Raw genomic sequence first — 19197 nt, forward strand, 5'->3', positions numbered from 1 at the left:
TGCGGAAGCCCCGCCCGAAGCGTGCGCCCAGTCTGCGCCGGCAGCGGGGGCGGCGGCATCCGCCGAAAGGTGGAGGTGGAGGCTAGGGGAAATGGCGGGGGGCGTGTTACTCGTCCGCTTCGCTGCTCCCGGTGGGATGGGCGAGGCTGACGGTGGTGCTGCGGACCAGTTTGACGCCCTGCGAGGTGCGGGTGGCCAGCACCACGATGACGCTGCCGTCGGGCTGCACGATCCGCTGCGGCTCGCCGTCGGCGGCCCGCTCCAGCAGTTCGCTGAGGTGTTCCTGGGCGGCGGCGTAGGGCCAGGGGGCGCGGGATGGATTCATCGGAAGACCTCCAGAAAAGGATATGGCTCCCAGGCTGACATGCCGGCCCTCTCGCTTTCCTTACTCACCCGGCCAGAACAGCAAAACGCCCCGCCCACCGGGGGCAGGGACGCTGGCTGTTCCTGAAGCCTAGGCGCTCATTCCGCCACGGCGGGGACGGTCGCTACGGCGGGCACTTCACCCACCCGGCCTTCCTTGATGCTCGCCAGCACACGGTCGCGGATTTCCTGTTCCATCTCGGGGCGCTCGGCGATGTAGGCGATGGCCTTTTCCTTGCCCTGGCCGATGCGCTCGTCGCCATAGGAGTAAAAAGAACCGGCCTTCTTGATGATGTCCATGTCGCTGGCCAGCGTCACAAGGTCGCTGAGCTGGTCGAAGCCCTTGCCGTACATCAGGGTCAGCTCGACTTCCTTGAAGGGCGGCGCGACCTTGTTCTTCACGGTCTTGACCTTCACGGTGTTGCCCACCGCGTCGTTGCCCAGCTTGACCGGCTGGCCGATCTTACGGACATCCAGACGGACCGAGGAGTAGAACTTCAGCGCCCGCCCGCCCGTGGTCGTCTCGGGGTTGCCGTACATCACGCCGATCTTCTCGCGCACCTGGTTGATGAAGATGGCGGCGGTGCCAGTCTTGGACAGGATGGCGGTCAGCTTGCGCAGGGCTTGAGACATCAGGCGGGCCTGGAGGCCGGGCAGGCTGTCGCCCATCTCGCCCTCGATCTCGGCGCGGGGCGTCAGGGCGGCCACCGAGTCCACCACGACCACGTCGATGGCGCCCGAGCGCACCAGCAGTTCCATGATTTCCAGCGCCTGCTCGCCGTTGTCGGGCTGCGACACCAGCAGTTCGTCGGTGCTGACGCCCAGGCTGCGGGCATACACCGGGTCGAGCGCGTGTTCGGCGTCGATAAAGGCGCAGGTTCCGCCCGCCTTCTGCGCCTGCGCGATGATGCTCAGGGCCAGCGTGGTCTTACCGCCCGACTCGGGGCCGTAGATCTCGGTGATGCGGCCGCGCGGAATGCCGCCCACGCCCAGCGCTAGGTCGAGGCTGAGGCTGCCGGTGCTGACCACCTGCACGTCGAGTTTGCTCTCGGCGCCCAGCTTCATGATCGAGCCTTTGCCGAACGCCTTCTCGATCTGGGTCATGGCCATCTCGATGGCCTTGGTGCGTTCCTTGCTGTCGCCGGGCGTGCCGAAGTCCTTGGGGTTGTCCTTGCTCATGGCGTCTCCTCTGGAGTGGGGGGTGGGCTGTGGGGGGCGGGTTGTGGGGCGTGTTCAGGTTCTGTGCCCCGCAGGCGAAAGGTGCTTTCGGTGTCGTAGATCGGGCCGGTCTTACGGAGGGTGCTGCGAATCAAGGCAGCGTTCCCCGCCTGCCAGCCCAGTTCGAAGGTGAGGGGCGGCACGCGCGGCGCGGGGCCTTTCTTGCGCGCCAGCGTGATGTGGGCCTTGAAGGGGAGGTCGTCGGTCTTCAGGCCCAGGGCGTGAATGCCGTCGCGCAGGGCCGCCGCCAGCGCGTCCAGGCCTTCGGCCTCCACCTTCACGAACCAGACGCGCGGGCTGCCCTCGTTGGGAAAGTACCCGGTGCCGCGCAGCCTGACCTGCATGGGCGCGAGGTCTTCCGTGAGCCGTGCGCCCAGCCGCTTGAGGTCGTCCACCCGTTCCGGCGGCACGGTGGGCAGGTAGGCGAGCGTGACGTGAAACTGGTCCGCCCGCACCGCCCGCCAGTTGCCCCGCAGATTCCGCTGGGCTTCCGCGAGCGGCGTCGCCACGTCGCCGGGAACCTTCAGTGCAAAGAAGAGGCGCAGGGTGCGGTCCTCAGGGGCGGAGGGGCGCGGGGCGCGGGGCGCGGGGGAGGTCGGGGCTGCCCTGACCACCTCGGCTGTCTCCCTCCTGCCTGCCTCCCTCTCGGCTGGCCCCCTCCCGGCTGGCGCGGCGGCCTCGACCTTCTTCACCGGCTTCAGCGGCGGCCGGGGGGTCTTCCGGATCTTCGTCATGCGCCCCCCGCTTCCTCACCGGGTTGGGGCAGGCGCAGGGCGCGGTAGGCCAGGGCCAGGGCGGCCACGGCAGCCCGCTCGCGGATCTGCGCGGGGTCGCCGGGCCAGTTCACGCCCGCCACCTCCTCCAGGTCCTCGGCGCTCAGGGCGACAAAGGTCTGTCCGGCCCCCTCCCCGCCCGCCGCCGTCACGACCGCCAGCCCCACCTCCGCGCCGAGGTGTTCGCGCGCGCCCGCCGCGAGTTCGCGCGCCGCCGCCTCGCTGACCACCCCGGCGTCGCGCAGCGTGACGGGGGTCAGGCCCAGGGTAATCAGCCGCGCGTGGTCCACTGTCACGGCGGCGTCCAGAAAGCCCGGCTCACCCGCGAGCAGCAGACACAGGGCACCGCCGCTTCCGGCCTCGATCACGCCCAGGGTCCGGCCATCCAGGGTGGAGGTCACGGCGCCCGCCAGCGTGTCGCCGTCCTCGCCCCAGGTCCAGCGGTTCAGCTTGTTCCGCACGGTGTCCAGCACGGGAGCGGCGAGGGCCTGCGCTTCTGCGGCGGTGGGGGCACTTGCCGCCACGCGCACGTCCACACCCATCCGGCGCGCGTAGGTGGCGACGCTGGGATTGGCCCCTTTCGTCAGGTCGCCCAGCAGTTCCGCCAGGTTGCTCTCCCCGATGCCCTGGGTGTGGATGGTCACGGCGGACAGGGCATGGTCGGGCAGCGGCAGGCGGGGAAGCACCTGCTCGCGCCACATCTTCTGCATCTCACGGGGTGGGCCGGGCAGCGCGACTATCCATTTGCCGTTCGTCTGCACGAACCAGCCCGGCGCGGTGCCGACCGGATTGGACAGAGCCTCCGCGCTGGGAATCAGCCACGCCTGCTTGCGGTTCAACTGCGGCATGACGCGGCCCCGCGCGGCATACAGCCCTTCGAGCCACGCGAGCAGTTCCGGGTCTTCTGCCGGCGTTTCCCCCAGCACCGCCGCGATCGCCTCGCGCGTCAGGTCGTCGTCGGTGGGGCCGAGGCCGCCGCCGAGAATCACCAGATCGGCGCGGGAAAGGGCCTGCCGGAGGCCGTCCGAGACCCGGTTCAGGTTGTCGCCCAGCACCGTCTTGCGGTGCAGCGTCACGCCGCGCGCCGCGAGTTCCTGCGCGAGAAAGGCCGCGTTGCTGTCGACGATCTCGCCGAGCAGCAGCTCCGTCCCCACGCTGATAATTTCTGCTAGAAGCATAACAACCTCGCCTGAGTATAGGCGATACCGAAACAGGATGCCAGTGGGATCACCCCCAAAGTGTAGGGGCTGGGGAGGGGGTGGCGCGGGCGGGATGAGGCCGCTTTTCTCCGGGTTCACGGGGTTGAGGAAAGCTCTGAAGGCCCCAGCCTGCCCTCACCACCTGCCCTGTGCCTGCCTCACCGCGCGCCGGACCTGGTCCCGGTACACTGGCCGGGTGAAGAGGTCAGTGGTCCGTGGTGGGTGGTCCGTGGTGAGTGGGTCGGTCCCCTGTCTTTGCCCACAGCCCACAGTCCACAGCCCGCACCCCGCACCGCAGGTGCACCCATGAGCGCCATCTACCAGCGTGCCCGCCCGGTCAACTGGGATCAGGTGGTGGGCCAGGAACACGTGAAGGACGTGCTGCGGGCCGCGCTGGAACAGGGCCGGGTGGGGCACGCCTACCTGTTCAGCGGGCCGCGCGGCGTGGGCAAGACCACCACCGCCCGCCTGATCGCCATGACCGCCAACTGCACCGGGCCTGCGCCGAAGCCCTGCGGCGAATGCGAAAGCTGCCTGGCGGTGCGGGCGGGGTCGCACCCCGACGTGCTGGAAATCGACGCGGCCAGCAACAACAGCGTGGACGACGTGCGCGACCTGCGCGAGAAGGTCGGTCTGGCGGCCATGCGCGGCGGCAAGAAGATCTATATCCTTGACGAGGCGCACATGATGAGCCGCGCGGCCTTCAACGCGCTGCTCAAGACGCTGGAGGAGCCGCCGGGCCACGTCATCTTCATCCTGGCGACGACCGAGCCGGAAAAGATCATCCCGACCATCCTCTCGCGCTGCCAGCACTACCGCTTCCGCCGCCTGACCCCGGAGGAGATCGCCGGAAAACTGGCGGGCCTGGCTGCCCGCGAGGGCCTGGGCGCCGAGCCGGAGGCCCTGCACCTGATCGGGCGGCTGGCCGACGGCGCGATGCGCGACGGCGAGAGCCTGCTCGAACGGATGCTGGCGGCGGGCACGGCGGTCACGCGCGCCGGGGTAGAAGACGCACTGGGGCTGCCGCCCGGCGAGCGCGTGCGCGGCATTGCGGGGGCGCTGGTGCTGGGCGACGCGGGCGCGGCGATCACCGGGGCCGCCGAACTGTACCGGGAGGGTTTCGCGGCCCGCACGGTCGTCGAGGGGCTGGTGGCCGCCTTCGCGGACGCCCTGCACGCCGAGCTGGGCCTGGAGGGCGAGGCCCTGGAAGGTGCGGACGTGCCCCGGCTGCTCAAGCTCCAGGCCGCGCTGGACGCCCAGGAGGCCCGCTTCGCCCGCTCGGCGGACCAGCTCAGCCTGGAACTGGCCCTCACGCACGCGCTCCTCGCCGCCGAGGCGGGCGAGGGAGGGGCGGCGGCCAGTGTGGCGGCCCCGGCCAGCGTTCCTGCCGATGTGGCGCAGCGCCTCAACCGGCTGGAAAAGGAACTGGCGGGGCTGCGGGCAGGAGGGGCGAGGGCGGCCCCGGCAAACGAGGTGCCCGCCTTCGAGCCGGGGGGACGGCGCGCGCCTGCGGCCACGTCCGGCGAGGCTCCGGCCCGTGCCGCGCCGCCCGTGCCCGCCGCACCCGCCGAGGTCCAGGGCAATTGGGCCGACGTGACGCGGCAGGCCAGCATGCAGCTGCGCGCTTTCCTGAAGCCCGCCCGGATGCATGCCGAACCCGGTTCCGTCAGCCTCACCTACGACGAGAAGAACGCTTTTCATGCCAAGCAGATCGCCGGCAAGTTCGACGAGGTGGCGGCGCTGGTCCTGAAGGTCTTCGGCCCGGTCACCTTCGAGCTGTTCACGCCGGAGGGCAACCGCCGGGTGACCCTGGGGGGACGGGGGCCGGATGGCGGCGGGGGCGGGGGCGGCGTGCCCGCGCCTGCGCCGGCCGCCCCCGCTGGCCCTGTCCTCGCCCGTGCCCAGCCGCAGGCGGCCCCGGAAGGTTCCGCTCCCCAGCCTGCCGCGCGGCCCCGGAGCGCGGGCAACACGGCGCGCGGCCCGGCGTTCGAACCCCTGGAGCGGGCGCCCGTTGAAGGCCGCGCCGCACCGCAGGCCCAGCGGCCACCCCGCACGGCCACCGCCACCCTCGATGCCCCCGCGCCCGCCCCCCTGCGCCCCGCGCCGCCCCCCAGCCCGGACGACGTGGCCCCCGCGCCTCTGCCCGACTCGCGGCCTGCCCCCTGGGATGACGACCACGCCGCCGACCCGCCTCCCGCGCCCGCCGACGCGCAGGCCGGGGACCGGCTGCCGCCCAGCGGCGCGGCCCGCGAGCTGTACATCGTGGAAGCCATCACCGAGGAACCCGACTGGGGGGACATCGGCGGCGCGGTGGAGGGACCGCCCCCCACCCTGGAAGACGCTCCCTTCGCGGACGCCGTGCCCGCCCGGCCTGTCCCGGTTGCCCGGCCTGACCCCCGCCCGGCGGCGCAGGCGGCGGCCCCGGCCCGCCCCGGCGATATCCGCTCGCACCCCATGTACGAGGAGATCAAGGGGCGCTTCTCTGGCCGCGTGCGCGAGATCGGCAAGAACCGCAATCCCCAGCCGGCGGCCGCCGCCGAGGGCGAGAGCGAGGATGCCGAGGCGTAGCCCCGGCGCCCTGCCCCCCGGCGGGTGGAGCCTGGCCCTTCACGTTGACCGCCGCCCCCTGCGCTACCCTGCCCCCACACCGTGAAGACCTCTCCCTTCCTCGCCGCGCTGCTGGTCCTGACGCTCGTCCCGCTGGCGAACGCGGCCGCCCCGGTTCCTGTTCCGGAAGCGCCTCCGGCCCCGGCGGCCCCAGTCCCAGTGGCGCCAGTCCCAGTGACTCCAGTCCCAGTGGCCCCGGCCCCAGTGGCGCCAGTCGCTGCGGTGGTTGCCCCGGCGGTGCTGGCGCCTGCGCCCACGCCCGCTCCTGAGCCGATCAGTGGCGTGCGGGGGCTGTGGGTGGACGCCTTCGGGCCGGGCCTCAAGACGCGCGCGCAGGCGCAGCAGACCGTCGAGGACGCCGCCCGGCTCGGCGTGAACACGCTGTTCGTGCAGGCGATCCGCCGGGGTGACTGCCTGTGCCTGCGCTCGGCGCTGCCGCCCATCACCGACGCGGACTTCGAGAAGAACTTCGATCCGCTCACCATCGTGACCCGGCTGGCCCACGCGCGGGGCATGCGGGTGATCGCCTGGGTCAGCGTGACGGGCGCCTCGAACACGCAGGTGCCGAATACCAACCGTGCCCACGTCTCCCGGCAGCACGGCCCGAACGCGGGCGCGGCGTCGTGGCTGTCGCGCCGCCCCGACGGGTCCTGGCAGGAGGGCGCGGACGGCTGGCTGGACCCCGCGATTCCCGCCGCCGCCGATTTCATGGTGGCGGGCGTGGTCAGCCTGGTGCAGAACTACGCGGTGGACGGCGTGCAGCTCGACCGTATCCGGTATCCGGACGGGGGGGCCTGGGGCTACGACCCCAAGACCCTGGCCCGCTACCGCGCCGAGACGGGCGCGCGCGGCACACCCGCCCCGACCGACGCGCGCTGGCAGAACTGGAAGCGCGAGCAGGTCACGCTACTCGTCCGCCGCATCGCCCTGGAGGTCAAGGCCGTGCGGCCCACCGCCTGGGTGAGTGCCGCGACCATCACCTATGGCCCGCCGCCCGCACCCGGCGACCTCGCGGCCTTCCGCAAGACCCGCACCTACAGCGACGTGTTGCAGGACTGGCCCACCTGGATGCGCGACGGCCTGCTGGACCTGAACGTCCTGATGAACTACAAGCGCGACGCGGTGGGCGACCAGGGCGCGTGGCTGGACGGCTGGAACGCCTTTGCCGCCAGCGTCCGGGGCGGCGCGGAGGTCGCGGGCGGCACTGCCCTGTATCTCAATCCCCCCGCCGTGATCGCCTCGCAGGCGGCCCGCACGGTGGGGTCGGGGCTGGGCTGGGTCGGGTACTCCTACCGCACCCCCACGCTGGACGTGTACGGCACCCGCCAGACTACCCCGCAGGGCCTGACCGCCATTCGGGCCGTCCTGACGGCTCCCGGCGGTCCCCTCGCCACACCCCTGCCCTGGAAGGCCCAGCCCCCCACGGTGCGCGGCCTGATCGGGCGCGTGGTGGGCACCCTCACCCCCGGGGGCCGGCCGGTGGAGGCGGTGCGTGACGGGCAGGTCGTCGCCCGCACCACCACCGACGGCGGCGGCCACTACGGCTTCCTGAACCTGCCCCCCGGCCCGGTCGAGGTGCGTGTCAGCGGCCAGCGCTGGGCCGAACCCGTGCCCGAGACGGGGGTTATCCGTTACCCCGACCTGCTGGTGCGGGACATGCAACCGGCGGCGAGCGGCCGGCCCTGACCGGACGCGGGCCGGGGAAGGGTGCGCCTCCCGTCTTTCCCCACTCGCTACACTCACGGGCATGACGTCCACCGCCCCCGGCTCCGGCCCCGCAGGTCTTTCCCCCCATGAATTCCGGCAGACGCTCGGGCGCTTTGCCAGCGGCGTGACGGTCATCACGGCCACGGACGGCGCGGCGCGGCGCGGCATGACGGCCAGCGCCTTCGTGTCGGTCAGCCTGACGCCGCCGCTGATCCTGATCAGCGTGGACCACCGCGCCCACATGCACGCGCTGCTCTCGGAAGGCGGGGTGACCCGCTTCGGCGTGAGCGTGCTGAGCAGCGCGCAGCGGCACCTCAGCGATCACTTCGCGGGGCGGCCCGGCCCCGAGGAAGCCGTGCCCTGGTTCGACCACGAAGGGCTGCCCCTGATCGGCGGCAGCGTGGCGCAACTGGTGTGCCGCAAGCATCAGGTCATCCCGGCCGGAGATCACACCCTCTACCTGGGTTACGTCGAATACGCCCGCTACACCGACGACGACCCCCTGCTGTATTTCCGGGGCCAGTACCACGAACTGGGCTGAGGAGGCGGGGGGCGAAAGGCCGGGAGCAGAAGGCAGAGAGCGGAAGGCCGGGGCCGTCCACTGGCCGCTGTCCTGTCACGGCGGACCGTACCTGCCCCGGTGGGCCTTCACGTACTGACGCCGGGGGTGGCCCTATGCTGCCCGCATGACTGGCCCCACCTCCATCCCAGAGCCGCGCCTCCCCGACGCACGCATCCCCGTGATCGTGATCGGCGGGTTTCTGGGCGCGGGCAAGACCACGCTGGTCAATCACCTGATTCGCTCGCTGCCCCACCGCCTGGGCGTGATCGTGAACGAGTTCGGGCAGGCGGGCGTGGACGGCGGCCTGATCGAGCGCCTTCAGGATGACGTGACCGAACTGACGGCGGGCTGCCTGTGCTGCACGGGCCGGGATGACCTGCTGCGTGCCCTGGTGACCATCAGCCTGCGGGAGCAGAAGCCTGACGCCGTGCTGGTCGAACTCAGCGGCGTGGCCGACCCGACCCCGGTGCTGACCACGCTGCTGGAACGCTCGGTGCGCGCGGCCTTTCGCGTGACCACGCTGGTCGCGGTGGTGGACGCCCGCCACGCCCTCCAGACCCTGCACGACCACCCGGAGGCGGCGCGGCAACTTGCCTACGCGAACGTCGTCGTGCTGAACAAGACCGATCTGGCCGACCCGGCGCTGCTGGACCACGCCGAAGAGGTGCTGCGCGGGGTGAATCCGCTGGCCCGCATCGTCCGGGTGGAACGCGGGCAACTCGACGCGGACGCCCTGCTGGCCCGCGACGACTTCGATCCCCGCGTGCTGGACGGAGCCGGGCCGGTGGAGCATACGCCCGGCCTGACCTCCTTCACGTTGCGCGCTGGCCGCCCCCTCGATCCTTACCGCTGGCAGCGCTTCATGACCGACTTCATCCTCTCGCGGCCCGCCGAGGTGCTGCGGGTCAAGGGCTTCCTGAGTCTGCACGGCTACCCCCAGCGGGTGCTGTTCCAGGCGGTGCGCGACCTCTTCACCGCCGACGCCTGGGACGAGGCGGACGGGCAGACCGAACTGGTGTTCATAGGGCGGGGGCTGGACCGGGCGGAGTACGCGGCGGCCTTCGGGACATGCGTGACGCAGGCGCAAACGGCCTGAGCACCTGCCGTATCCTCCCCGCATGACCCTGCACCCCGACCTGCACCTGCCCACTCCCGACGAGCTGGACCGCCTGACCCCGGAAGAACTGGCCGGGCGGCTGAACGGCCTTTCCGGCACGCTGGGCGAGCGCCTGGGCATCCGGCTCCTGACGGCGGCGCGCGACCACCTGACGGCGCAGATGCCCGTGGAGGGCAACCGCCAGCCCGCCGGACGCCTGCACGGCGGCGCGAGCCTCGCCCTGGCCGAGGAACTCGCCAGCATCGGCACCTGGCTGAATCTGGACGTGCGGCGGCAGGTGGGCGTCGGCGTGGACGTCAGCGGCACGCACGTCCGGGGCGTGACCGGCGGCGCGGTGACCGCCGAGGCCCGGCTCGTCTACCGGGGGCGCACCGTGATGGTCTGGACCGTCGAGGTCCGGGACGAACGGGGCCGGACGACCACGCTGGCGCGGTGTACCTGCAACGTGGTGACGCACGCGGAGGGCTGAGACGAGCTGCGGGTACATCGAGGGCGAGGGGGAGCGGCCTTGTCGAGCGGCGCGGCAGCGGGGCTGTCCCGGGGCCTCCCGCCCCTGGAGAACCTCCAGTGGGGTGCCAGATGTTCCGGAATCCGCGCAAGTGGGTAGGACCCGGCTGCTCGCCTCAGCCCAGGTACGGTCCCGCCGCCCCGAAGCCGGCCAGTGCCTCCGGCCCCAGCAGCCAGTCGTCCCCCTGTCGCTGCGCCTGTCCGGCCTGGGTCAGGCGGTTGAGTTCGGCCTCCACCCGCTGGCCCACGCGGCGCAGGGGCATCCCGGCGGCATCCTCCACGCCGCGCCAGGTCAGGAAGGCGCGGTGAAAGTCGGGGAGGGCGTCCAGGCCCACGCGGGTTTCCAGGGCGCGCCAGGACAGGGGGGGAGAAGCCGGGTCTTCAGACATGCCTTCCGTTCTACCCCTGCACCGCCGCACGTACAATGGCGGGTATGACTGGCCCCACCTCCCCGGACCTGCCCCCGGACCTCGCCCGGCAACTGGAGGCGCTGGGTGGGCAACTGGTGTGGCGCATCGGCAAGGACGAACTGAGCGACGACGTGGTCGTGCGCCTGGGCTACGCTTCGGCCACACCGCGCTTTGCGCACCTGCCCCGGCTGCGCAGCGCGGGCGACGCCGAGTTGCAGGCGGCCCTGAGTGAAAACCGCGTGGTGATCGAGTGGGTGGACTGACATGGGTGGGTTGATCGGGGCGTGCTGATCGAGGCGCAGCAGACCTTTACCCTGAGGCATCCCGGCGGGCAGGCGGCGGGGCTGGCATTCGTGCGGGATGCGGGCGCGGCCCTCGCGCATGTGCGCTTTCTGCGGGGCCTGAGGGCCGACGCGCGGGGCGTGACCGGCGAACTGATCGTGCCCGTCCCCGTGCTGGGTGAAGTGGACCTGCCCTTCCTGAGCCGCCTGACCGTCACGCCGGACGGGGCCACCCTCACGCCGCAGCCTATCGGGGGCGAACGCGCCTGGGTGGAGGTGGCCGGGCAGGCCCAGGTGGACGCCGCCGGAGCCGTCACCTTCCACTTTCACTTCCGCGCCCACCTCGCCACCCCGCAGGCCGAGGGCTGGGGCGGCGCGGCCTTCGAGAAGATGGTGCGCGCCGCCGCCGGGCGCACGCTGGAGCGGGTGGCGGGGGAATTGCCGGCGGGGATCGGGGCGGCGATGGGGCGAGCGGATTAGAGGAAGCCCTGCAACGTTGCCGCGACCTCGCCCCGCAGGGCCGAGTTCTCCGATTTCCAGGGAGGAGGCCACAGGTCAAGCAGGGCGGCCAGAACCTCGTCGGGCAACTGCGGCAAGCGCACATCATCGGGCACCCCTGAAAAGCTGAGATGCTGTAGCTCTCCGATGGAATGCAGAAAAGCGCCGTCTATTTGCTCCGCCCGCAGAGCATCTAACAACTTTTGCGCCAACAGAGGCACCGCTGCCCCGGCCTTCCCCATCCGTGCCAGTTGCCGCAACAGCGTTTCCGCCTCGTTCGGCTTCCCCACACTCAGGCTCAGTTCCAACAGTTCTTCAGGCGGCGCGTCCAGCCTCAGAATCCACCCGTCTGCCCAGGCCACCACTTCTTCCCAAGCCACGGCCCCGACATATACGGCCCATACCAGCGCCAGGGCTTCCGCATTCAGGGCCTCAGACATCACTCCCCACCTTACCGCTGCCTGTCCCGCATCCCTGCCGTTCGTCCTTTCGCAGAGCGGGGCCGGTGGAGTACGCTGCCCCGGTACCGCCCCCCCAGAGGCGGGCCGTGTGGGGACCGCAGCGACATCCCTCTCCAGGTGGTTCTGTGAGACGCCCCCCCGCACGCAGAGGAGCGAAGCATGCGGAAGTTTTATACGTCGGAGTCGGTATCGGAAGGCCACCCGGACAAGCTGGCGGATTTCGTCTCGGACAGCCTGCTCGACGAGTTCCTGAGGCAGGAGCCGACCAGCCGGGTGGCGGTCGAGACGCTGGTCACGACGGGCATGGCCGTGGTGGCGGGTGAGGTGCGCGCCCGCACCGCACATGTGGACGTGCAGAAGGTGGTGCGCGAGGCCGTGATGAAGGTGGGCTACACCCGCGCCAACTACGGCTTCGACGCCGAGTACAGCGCCGTGCTGGTGTCCATCCACGAGCAGAGTCCCGAGATCGGCGGCACGGTGGACAGCTCCGAGGAGTGGCGCGACATGACGGACGCCGAACGCGCCCTGCCCGAGAACGCGGCCTCCCGGGTCGGCGCGGGCGACCAGGGCCTGATGTTCGGCTACGCGACCGACGAGACGCCCGAGCTGATGCCGCTGCCCATCTCGCTGGCGCACAAGCTCACGCACCGCCTGGCCGAGCTGCGCAAGAATGGCGCCCTGCCCTACCTGCGCCCCGACGCCAAGGCCCAGGTGACGGTCGTCCGCGACGGCGAGCCGCACGAGGCCACCCAGACCTTCGTGGACACCATCGTCATCAGCACCCAGCACGGCGAGGACGTGAGCCAGGAGCAAATCGAGGCGGACATGCTCCAGCACGTGATCCGCGCGGTGATCCCGGCCGAGCTGCTGACCCCGGACACCAAGTTCTTCATCAACCCCAGCGGCCGCTTCGTGATCGGCGGCCCGCACGGGGACACCGGCCTGACCGGGCGCAAGATCATCGTGGACACCTACGGCGGGGCGGTGCCGCACGGCGGCGGGGCCTTTTCCGGCAAGGACCCGACCAAGGTGGACCGCTCGGCGGCCTACTACGCGCGCTACATCGCCAAGAACATCGTGGCGGCGGGGCTGGCGCGGCGGGCGCTGGTGGAAGTCGCCTACGCCATCGGTCGCGCGCACCCGGTCAGCCTGCGGGTGGATACCTACGGCACCGGCACCGTCAGCGACGAGCGGCTGGCCGAACTGGTGCGGGAGCACTTCGACGCCCGGCCCCAGTCGATCATCGCCCAGCTCGACCTCCAGCGCCCGATCTACGCGCAGACTGCCGCCTACGGGCACTTCGGGCGCGACGGCTTTCCCTGGGAGGCCACCGACCGGGCCGAGATGCTGCGGCAGGCCGCCGAGGGGCTGAAGCAGGAGGCGTAAGACGGGAGAAGACCAGGGAGGCCGGGGGAAGTTCTGTCCCCGGCCCCTCTGTCGTTAGCCCTCTGCGGCCCGCTCGGCGTACTGCTCGGCAAACTTGCGCTTGAGCGCCGACGCGCTCGCCCGGGGCACCATCTCGCTGACGTCGCCGCCGTAGCTGGCGATCTCGCGGACCATCGTGCTGCTGACAAAGCTCCAGCGGGTCGCGCCCATGATGAACACGGTTTCGACCTCCCCGATCTGGCGGTTGAGGTGGGCGATCTGGAGTTCGTACTCGTAGTCCGAGACGGCGCGCAGGCCACGCACGATGATGCCTTTTTGCTGCTGGCGCATGTAGTCCACCAGCAGGCCGCTGAAGCTGTCCACGCTGACGTTCGGCAGGTGCGCGGTCGCCTCCCGCAGAATCGCCAGCCGTTCTTCCAGGGTGAACAGGTGACGGCCCTGCTTGCGGGCGTTGTGCATCACCGTCACGGTGACGTGCTCGAAGATGCGCGAGGCCCGCGTCAGCACGTCCATATGGCCGCTGGTGACGGGATCGAAGGAGCCGGGAAAGACCGCGTTCATGCGGGTCCGATGTTATCCCGCCGGCTGTGTTCCCGGCGATAGAGGGTCAGCGTGTTGCTGCCGTAGACCCGCTCCTCACGCACCCAGCCGGGCGTGTCGGGGAGGGGGGTGCGGTCCGGGTGCTGGCAGACCAGCAGGCCGCCGGGCGCGACCACGCCGGAGGCCAGCAGCGTCCCGGTCAGGCGCGGGATGTCCTGCACGTAGGGGGGATCGCTGAACACCACGTCGAACTCACCCAGGCGGGGCAGCAGCGCCAGCGCGTCGCCGCGCTGGAGGCGGACGGGCAGGCCCAGCGTGCGGCTGTTCTCCTCCAGCGCCCGGACGGCGCGGGCATCCTTTTCGATCAGCGTCACGGCGTAGCCCCGGCTGGCCGCCTCCAGCCCCACCGCGCCGCTGCCCCCGTGCAGGTCGAGAAAGCTGCCGCCGGGCGCACGGAAGGCCAGCAGGTCGAAGAGGCTCTTGCGGATGCGGGCGCCGCTGGGCCGGGCGCTGTCTGGAACTTTCAGGGCGCGGCCTTTGGCACTGCCGCCCAGGATTCGGACGCTCACGGGAGGCAGGGTAACGCACGGGCCAGGGGGGAGACACCCCGTGCCCCGAAAAGCCTTCAGAATGTCGGAGAAATGCAGAGGCCAGGAAGGCAGCGGCGAGGGGGGCGGCCAGGTGTCCTGTTCGGCGTCGCCGGGGGGGGGCGCTGAGGCGTGCGGGACGTGACAGCGGCGGTCACGGCGGGCGGACGTTCCCGGCGCTTCGGGAGCGACAAGGCCCTGGCGCGGCTGGGGGGGCGAACCCTGCTGGAACACGTCGCCGCGAGCCTGGCCGCCTGCCCGCTGCGCCTGCTGGTGGCCCCGCCCGGACAGTACGCGCTTCCCGGCTGGGTCAGCGTGCCCGACACCCGACCCGGTGAAGGGCCACTCGCGGGGCTGGAGGCGGCCCTGGGGCACGCACGCCTCCAGAGGGGCGAAGGCTGGGTGGCCTTTGCCGGTGTGGACATGCCCCGCCTGACGCCGGCCTACTGGGCCGCGCTGGCCGGGGCGCGCACGCCGGAAGCGCGGGCAGTTCTGGCCCTGGACGCCGCCGGCCGCCCCCAACCCCTGGCCGCGCTGTACCACACGGCCCTGCTGGAACAGGTGACGGCCTTGCTGAATGGGGGAGAACGTCGCCTGCGTGCGGCGGCCCTGCCCGCCTGTACCGTGTCCGTCCCCTTCCGGGCTATCCAGGCCGTCAGTCCGGACGCCCTGCGGAACGTGAACACGCCCGCCGACCTCGCGGCCCTGGGCGGGGCGGGGCCATGAAAAAGCCGCCCTCCCGGACGGGACCGGACGCGAACAGAAGGCAGGCAGACTTTCTGGGCCGTGCGGCGGCCTGTTCTTCACGTGGGCCGACATGCTACACTCTCCGGTGCCGCCGGAAGTGGTGGGGATCAACCCTGGCTACGCCGTGCGGGACTTCATAACAAGAGAGGTATCCCGTGATCGACAAACAGAAGACCATCCAGGCCCACGCCAAGAGCGCCAGCGACACCGGCAGCACCACGGTTCAGGTCGCGCTGCTGACCGAGCGCATCAACAACCTCTCGCGTCACCTGACCGAGAACAAGAAGGACAAGCACGGCCAGCGCGGCCTCCAGCTGCTGAACGGCCAGCGCCGCCGCCTGCTGAAGTACCTGGAGCGCACCAGCTACGACGAGTACATCGCCCTGACGGACCAGCTCGGCATCCGCCGCGGCCAGCGAATCGTCCGCTAAAACCGCTTCTGCCCGCTCCCGCCCCGGTCTTCCGGGGCGGTTTTTCGTCTGGCGTCAGCAGGCTGGCGTCAGCGGCCGCTGACACTGCGCCAGTCGCCCCGGGGCACCGGCCACACGCCGGGCCGGGAGAGGCGGGCGGCGTCGGCGTACACGTACACCCAGGCCGGAACGCGCCCGCCGGCCTCCAGCGTGACGGTCACGCGCTCACGCCGGTACAGGGGCGGCGTCTCGTGAACGCCCTCCAGGACGTCGAGCAGGGGCAGCGCGTGCGCCCAGTCTCCTGCGGCGTAGGTGAGGGCGTGGCCCCGGACCTCCTCGCCAGGGTCGCCTGGCAGGATGCCCGGATAGCCTTCCGGCGTCAGGTGCAGCAGGCGGAAGCCCGCGAGGTGTGCGGCGGAAGCCTCGAAGCGGCCACCCTGCGCCGCCACGGAGGCGTTCCGCTCCCCCGGCATCAGGGTGCCGTAGACGAAGACGCGGGTCAGCGGGAAGTCGCTCATACGTTGCCAGGGTACTGTTTGCCTTCAGAGACGTGTTCCCCGGGGCTGGTGATAGTACACCCGCCCCACGATGGTCGCTTCCTCCGGGCGGACCGGGGGGTGGTCGGGGTTGTCGCTGGTCAGCCAGACGTGTTCGCCGTAGTGCCGCAGCCGCTTGACGGTCAATCCCAGGCCCGGCACGTGCAGCACGTAGACCCGGCCCTCGCGCAGGTCGAGATCACCGGGGTCCACGTAGATGCGGTCACCGGGCCGGATGCCGCCCCCGCCCGGTTCGGTCATGGACTCCCCCTGCACTTCCAGCACCAGCATGCCGGGGCGGTGTTCGCGGGCCGGCACCAGCTCGATGTCGATGATGCTGCCGTGATCCTCCGCCAGGGGCAGGCCCGCCGTGGCCAGCGCCCGCACCGGCACCCGGACCAGTTCGAGGGCACCCAGCAGGTCGCCTCCCGTGTCGGCGGCGGGAGAGAGGAGCGGCAGGCCGGTGCGCGCCACCCACTCGCTGGCGCTGATCTCCAGGGCGCGCCGCAGGGCGTCCTGACGCGCCGCCGTGAGGGCCGTGAGGGGCCGCGTGCCCCGTTCCAGGCGGCTGAGATACGGCTGCGTGACGCTGCCCGCCTCGCCACCATGCGCCGCAGTGCGCCGCGCAATCTCGTCCTGTCTCAGCCCCAGCGCGCCGCGCCGCTCGCGCAACCAGGCAGCCAGGTCGGGCGGGTCCGGCGGGGGAAGCATCATGGGAAAAGTGTAGAGGCCGGCTCGGCAGAAAAATGGAATCGGAGGACTTGAATTTATGCCCGTAGTCATATTATGCTGTGGGCGTACCCCCGCTTTCTCGTTTCGCGTATCGCCCCCATCCGCGTTCGTTCTGCCCTGGCCCCAGAGCAGAGGAGGTTGCCATGTCCGACCCCGCTTTTCTCGCTGGTCTGGTTCCCCTGTTCGGCGGCGCCTTTGTCGCCGGAGCCGTGACGCAGCTCGCGCGGCAACTGGCGCGGCCCGCGCCGCCCCGCGCCCGCGTGGTGATCGCCCGGGCGACCTGCGCGGGCATCGCGGCCCTGACGGTCGCGGCGCTGCTGACGGTGGTCGTGCGGCCCGTGCCCGCCGCCGCGTTGTTGCTGGCCGCCGCGTGCGTGACGGGCTGGAGTGGCCCCGGCATCCTGACGCGGCTGGGCACACTCGTCGAGCGCAAACTCGGCTTGCCCGGCGACCCCCAGCGTGAGTGGCGCGGGAACGAAAGGCACCGCACACACCCGGCGGGCCCGGACGGGCACACTGAAGCATGAAAGCCATGCGGATGGCCGCCGCGCGCGGCCTGGCCCTCACCGTCGCGCTGCTCGCCCCCGCACTGCTCGCTCCGGCGCTGGCCCAGGCGGTGCCGGCCTCATCTGGCGCGGCTCAGGCTCCCGCGCTGACTGCCCCGGCGACCACACCGGCGCAGCGGCGCAACGTGACCCCCGCGCCCCTGAGTGCGGGCGAGACGGCGGCCCTGGCGGCCCTGTATCAGAACCTGCGCCCCGCCACCCTGCGCATCGAGGACTGTCCCCCGAACGACTGCCTCGATCCCGACGGCGTCGGCACGGCCTTTCTGATCGGGGACGGCTACGCGCTGACGGCCTACCACGTGGTCTTCGCGGCCGGGCATCTCAGCGCCCTGACGCTGGACCGGCAACGCTACCCCGTGCAGGTGATCGGCTATGACGACCAGGCCGACCTGGCCCTGATCCGGGTGGGGGTGCCCGCCGGGACGCCCTTCCTGCCCCTCGCCGCCGCGCGCCCGGCGGTGGGCGATCCGGCCCTCGCCATCGGCAACGGCGGCGGCGCCTTCCTGCTGCCCAAGACGGGCCGCCTGACCGGTCTGGACAGTCAGGCGAGCAGCGCGGACCTGCCGCCCGGCACGCTGGAACTGAGCGCGCCCCTGATTCCCGGTGACAGTGGCGGCCCGATCATCAATGCCCGCGGCGAGGTCATGGGGATCGTCAGTTACGGCTCGTTCGTGCCGGGCCGGCGGGTGACGTCCTACGCCGTGCCGGTCACGCGGAATGATGCCAGGCTGGCCGAGCTGCGCAGGGGCGTCAAGCGGGACGCGCCGGTCATCGGCATTACCCTCGACCTTCCGCCGGAGCTGGCACCGGTCACCGCCCTCCCCGCCGAGGACTTCCCGACCTTCAGCAAGTATTTCGATCTGGGTGACACGCCCGGCGCGTTTTTCACCCGCGTCTCGCCGGACAGCCCGGCAGCCCGCGCGGGCCTGCAACCCCTGAACTACAACGCCGAGGGCAAGCGCACCTCGGGAGACATCGTGACCGCCGTGAACGGCCAGCCCATCGCCAACTTCTCCGACTTCCAGTACGCCGTGCGCCGCTACCAGCCGGGACAGACCGTCACCCTCAGCGTCCTGCGCGGCGGCAAGAAGATCGAGGTCAAGCTGACCCTCGCGCCCCGGACCCAGGTCCACAACTGAGACGCGGCCCGCAGACCTGCGGAGCAGCAAGGCCCTGTGTCTGCCTGTGCCCTGGCCCTGCTGTTCTGTTCCCAAAAGAATGATCGAAGAGTATTAAGACGAATCCATCTTGACAATTCTGCCAAAAACAGAACAATACGGGATATGGATACTCTGCTGAAAAAAGCGGGCACGATGCTCGCCCACCTCGACCTGTTCACGCACATGCTGCATCTGCGCGGGCTGCTGCAACTCGCGGCGCACATGGAGGAGCGCGGGGACCGCGTGACCCTGATCTCGCCCGAGATGATCACCCTGGTCGGGGCGGACATGACCAGCGACGCCAGCGTCACCACCAGCAAGGGCGCGACGGTCGAGGCGGGCAACGCCTACAGCGTGCTGCGGACCCTCAAGGGCCACGATGCCCCCGAGTACGCCGTCACCCGCGAGGAACTCAAGGCCCTCAACGCCCGTGCGGTCTCGGAACTGGAGGCCAGTGACGCCATGCGGGCCTTCGGGGAAACCCTGACGCGCCTCGGCGTTCCGGGCGCGGCCAGTGCGGCGGCCGCTGCCACGCCTGCCGAGGCGGCTCCCGAGCGTCCGGCCCGCAGCCGCCGCACCCCGGAAGGCGACGGCGCGAGCGAGCAGCCTGCGGCGTAAAGTCGACGTTCTGCGCTCCAGCGTCACGCTTCCCCGGTGGAGGCGTGATGTTTTTTTGGGCGGGGGAAGCGGCCACCGACCCGGTTTTAAAAGATCAGGAGTGGTGCTGGGGAAGGTTCACCCCGAGCCTGGCAGGCAGAGAACAAGCCTCTTAGGACGGCGCTCATAAGGGTTGCCGGGTGAGGGTATAGCCACACCGTTGAAACCAGCCC

At 71.3% G+C, this 19197-nt stretch carries 23 protein-coding genes; 13 read left to right on the forward strand and 10 right to left on the reverse strand.

The genetic code is table 11. The features are described from left to right. Window positions 1–106: 106 nt before the first annotated feature. The 4 genes from DEIPH_RS14090 to DEIPH_RS14105 form a co-directional block, all read right to left on the reverse strand. Window positions 107–325, reverse strand: coding sequence for a type II toxin-antitoxin system prevent-host-death family antitoxin (locus DEIPH_RS14090; RefSeq protein WP_034359239.1), 219 nt, complete (start codon window positions 323–325; stop codon window positions 107–109). A gap of 137 nt (window positions 326–462) precedes the next feature. After that, complete coding sequence (gene recA / locus DEIPH_RS14095) at window positions 463–1542, reverse strand: recombinase RecA (protein WP_034359241.1); 1080 nt, start codon at window positions 1540–1542, stop codon at window positions 463–465. Next, complete coding sequence (gene thpR / locus DEIPH_RS14100; RefSeq protein WP_034359244.1) at window positions 1539–2315, reverse strand: RNA 2',3'-cyclic phosphodiesterase; 777 nt, start codon at window positions 2313–2315, stop codon at window positions 1539–1541. The genes recA and thpR overlap by 4 nt, the downstream gene beginning before the upstream one ends. Then, the gene (locus DEIPH_RS14105) at window positions 2312–3532 is read right to left on the reverse strand and encodes a CinA family nicotinamide mononucleotide deamidase-related protein (protein WP_034359246.1); all 1221 of its coding nucleotides are present in this window, start codon (window positions 3530–3532) and stop codon (window positions 2312–2314) included. Before DEIPH_RS14105 ends, thpR begins: the two co-directional genes overlap by 4 nt. A gap of 327 nt (window positions 3533–3859) precedes the next feature. On the opposite strand from DEIPH_RS14105, the gene dnaX reads away from it, so the two are divergent. From dnaX to DEIPH_RS14130, 5 genes are all read left to right on the forward strand, one after another. After that, a complete protein-coding gene (gene dnaX, locus DEIPH_RS14110) occupies window positions 3860–6121 on the forward strand; it encodes a DNA polymerase III subunit gamma/tau (protein WP_034359248.1) in 2262 nt (753 codons plus the stop codon). 81 nt (window positions 6122–6202) lie between these two features. Continuing rightward, the gene (locus DEIPH_RS14115) at window positions 6203–7846 is read left to right on the forward strand and encodes a glycoside hydrolase family 10 protein (RefSeq protein ID WP_235183255.1); all 1644 of its coding nucleotides are present in this window, start codon (window positions 6203–6205) and stop codon (window positions 7844–7846) included. Window positions 7847–7907: 61 nt separating this feature from the next. Continuing rightward, window positions 7908–8408, forward strand: a complete 501-nt coding sequence (locus DEIPH_RS14120; protein ID WP_034359250.1) for a flavin reductase family protein — start codon at window positions 7908–7910, stop codon at window positions 8406–8408. A gap of 145 nt (window positions 8409–8553) precedes the next feature. Further along, entirely contained in the window at window positions 8554–9525 is a 972-nt protein-coding gene (locus tag DEIPH_RS14125; RefSeq protein ID WP_034359251.1) for a CobW family GTP-binding protein, read from the forward strand. A 22-nt stretch (window positions 9526–9547) separates the two neighbouring features. Continuing rightward, entirely contained in the window at window positions 9548–10015 is a 468-nt protein-coding gene (locus DEIPH_RS14130) for a PaaI family thioesterase (RefSeq protein WP_034359253.1), read from the forward strand. A gap of 154 nt (window positions 10016–10169) precedes the next feature. Here the strand turns inward: DEIPH_RS14130 and DEIPH_RS14135 are convergent, their stop codons facing one another. After that, window positions 10170–10442, reverse strand: a complete 273-nt coding sequence (locus tag DEIPH_RS14135; RefSeq protein ID WP_034359255.1) for a hypothetical protein — start codon at window positions 10440–10442, stop codon at window positions 10170–10172. A 44-nt stretch (window positions 10443–10486) separates the two neighbouring features. On the opposite strand from DEIPH_RS14135, the gene DEIPH_RS14140 reads away from it, so the two are divergent. Together DEIPH_RS14140 and DEIPH_RS14145 are read left to right on the forward strand one after the other, a co-directional pair. Then, window positions 10487–10726, forward strand: coding sequence for a DUF3248 domain-containing protein (locus tag DEIPH_RS14140; protein ID WP_034359258.1), 240 nt, complete (start codon window positions 10487–10489; stop codon window positions 10724–10726). 21 nt (window positions 10727–10747) lie between these two features. Then, a complete protein-coding gene (locus DEIPH_RS14145) occupies window positions 10748–11224 on the forward strand; it encodes a DUF3809 domain-containing protein (protein WP_034359259.1) in 477 nt (158 codons plus the stop codon). Here DEIPH_RS14145 and DEIPH_RS14150 read toward each other — a convergent pair. Continuing rightward, window positions 11221–11682 carry a hypothetical protein gene (locus DEIPH_RS14150; RefSeq protein ID WP_152544954.1) on the reverse strand — a complete coding sequence of 154 codons (462 nt, stop codon included), beginning with the start codon at window positions 11680–11682 and terminating at the stop codon, window positions 11221–11223. The genes DEIPH_RS14145 and DEIPH_RS14150 overlap by 4 nt on opposite strands. 180 nt (window positions 11683–11862) lie before the next feature. On the opposite strand from DEIPH_RS14150, the gene metK reads away from it, so the two are divergent. Next, a complete protein-coding gene (gene metK / locus DEIPH_RS14155; protein WP_034359263.1) occupies window positions 11863–13089 on the forward strand; it encodes a methionine adenosyltransferase in 1227 nt (408 codons plus the stop codon). 54 nt (window positions 13090–13143) lie between these two features. Here the strand turns inward: metK and coaD are convergent, their stop codons facing one another. Both coaD and DEIPH_RS14165 read right to left on the reverse strand, forming a co-directional pair. Then, complete coding sequence (gene coaD / locus DEIPH_RS14160) at window positions 13144–13650, reverse strand: pantetheine-phosphate adenylyltransferase (protein WP_034359265.1); 507 nt, start codon at window positions 13648–13650, stop codon at window positions 13144–13146. Then, entirely contained in the window at window positions 13647–14198 is a 552-nt protein-coding gene (locus DEIPH_RS14165; protein WP_034359267.1) for an RsmD family RNA methyltransferase, read from the reverse strand. Before DEIPH_RS14165 ends, coaD begins: the two co-directional genes overlap by 4 nt. Before the next feature lie 150 nt (window positions 14199–14348). Between DEIPH_RS14165 and mobA the strand changes: the two genes are divergently transcribed. Both mobA and rpsO read left to right on the forward strand, forming a co-directional pair. Continuing rightward, window positions 14349–14942: a molybdenum cofactor guanylyltransferase gene (mobA, locus tag DEIPH_RS14170; protein WP_034359269.1), complete on the forward strand. Its 594-nt coding sequence runs from the start codon at window positions 14349–14351 to the stop codon at window positions 14940–14942. Between the two features lie 176 nt (window positions 14943–15118). Beyond that, window positions 15119–15394, forward strand: coding sequence for a 30S ribosomal protein S15 (rpsO, locus tag DEIPH_RS14175; protein WP_051517401.1), 276 nt, complete (start codon window positions 15119–15121; stop codon window positions 15392–15394). A gap of 68 nt (window positions 15395–15462) precedes the next feature. On the opposite strand, the gene DEIPH_RS14180 is transcribed toward rpsO, so the two are convergent. Further along, entirely contained in the window at window positions 15463–15891 is a 429-nt protein-coding gene (locus tag DEIPH_RS14180) for a gamma-glutamylcyclotransferase family protein (protein ID WP_034359272.1), read from the reverse strand. 24 nt (window positions 15892–15915) lie between these two features. Then, a complete protein-coding gene (locus DEIPH_RS14185) occupies window positions 15916–16623 on the reverse strand; it encodes an XRE family transcriptional regulator (RefSeq protein ID WP_235183256.1) in 708 nt (235 codons plus the stop codon). Window positions 16624–16784: 161 nt separating this feature from the next. On the opposite strand from DEIPH_RS14185, the gene DEIPH_RS18880 reads away from it, so the two are divergent. The 3 genes from DEIPH_RS18880 (at window position 16785) to DEIPH_RS14200 (ending at window position 18985) form a co-directional block, all read left to right on the forward strand. Continuing rightward, window positions 16785–17168 (forward strand): hypothetical protein, encoded by a 384-nt coding sequence (locus DEIPH_RS18880; protein ID WP_051517402.1) that lies wholly within the window; start codon window positions 16785–16787, stop codon window positions 17166–17168. After that, window positions 17165–18346, forward strand: coding sequence for a S1C family serine protease (locus DEIPH_RS14195; protein ID WP_034359275.1), 1182 nt, complete (start codon window positions 17165–17167; stop codon window positions 18344–18346). Before DEIPH_RS18880 ends, DEIPH_RS14195 begins: the two co-directional genes overlap by 4 nt. A gap of 144 nt (window positions 18347–18490) precedes the next feature. Beyond that, window positions 18491–18985 (forward strand): hypothetical protein, encoded by a 495-nt coding sequence (locus tag DEIPH_RS14200; protein ID WP_034359277.1) that lies wholly within the window; start codon window positions 18491–18493, stop codon window positions 18983–18985. Window positions 18986–19197 lie beyond the last annotated feature (212 nt).

Origin of the sequence: Deinococcus phoenicis (assembly GCF_000599865.1) — a bacterium.
Taxonomy (GTDB): domain Bacteria; phylum Deinococcota; class Deinococci; order Deinococcales; family Deinococcaceae; genus Deinococcus; species Deinococcus phoenicis.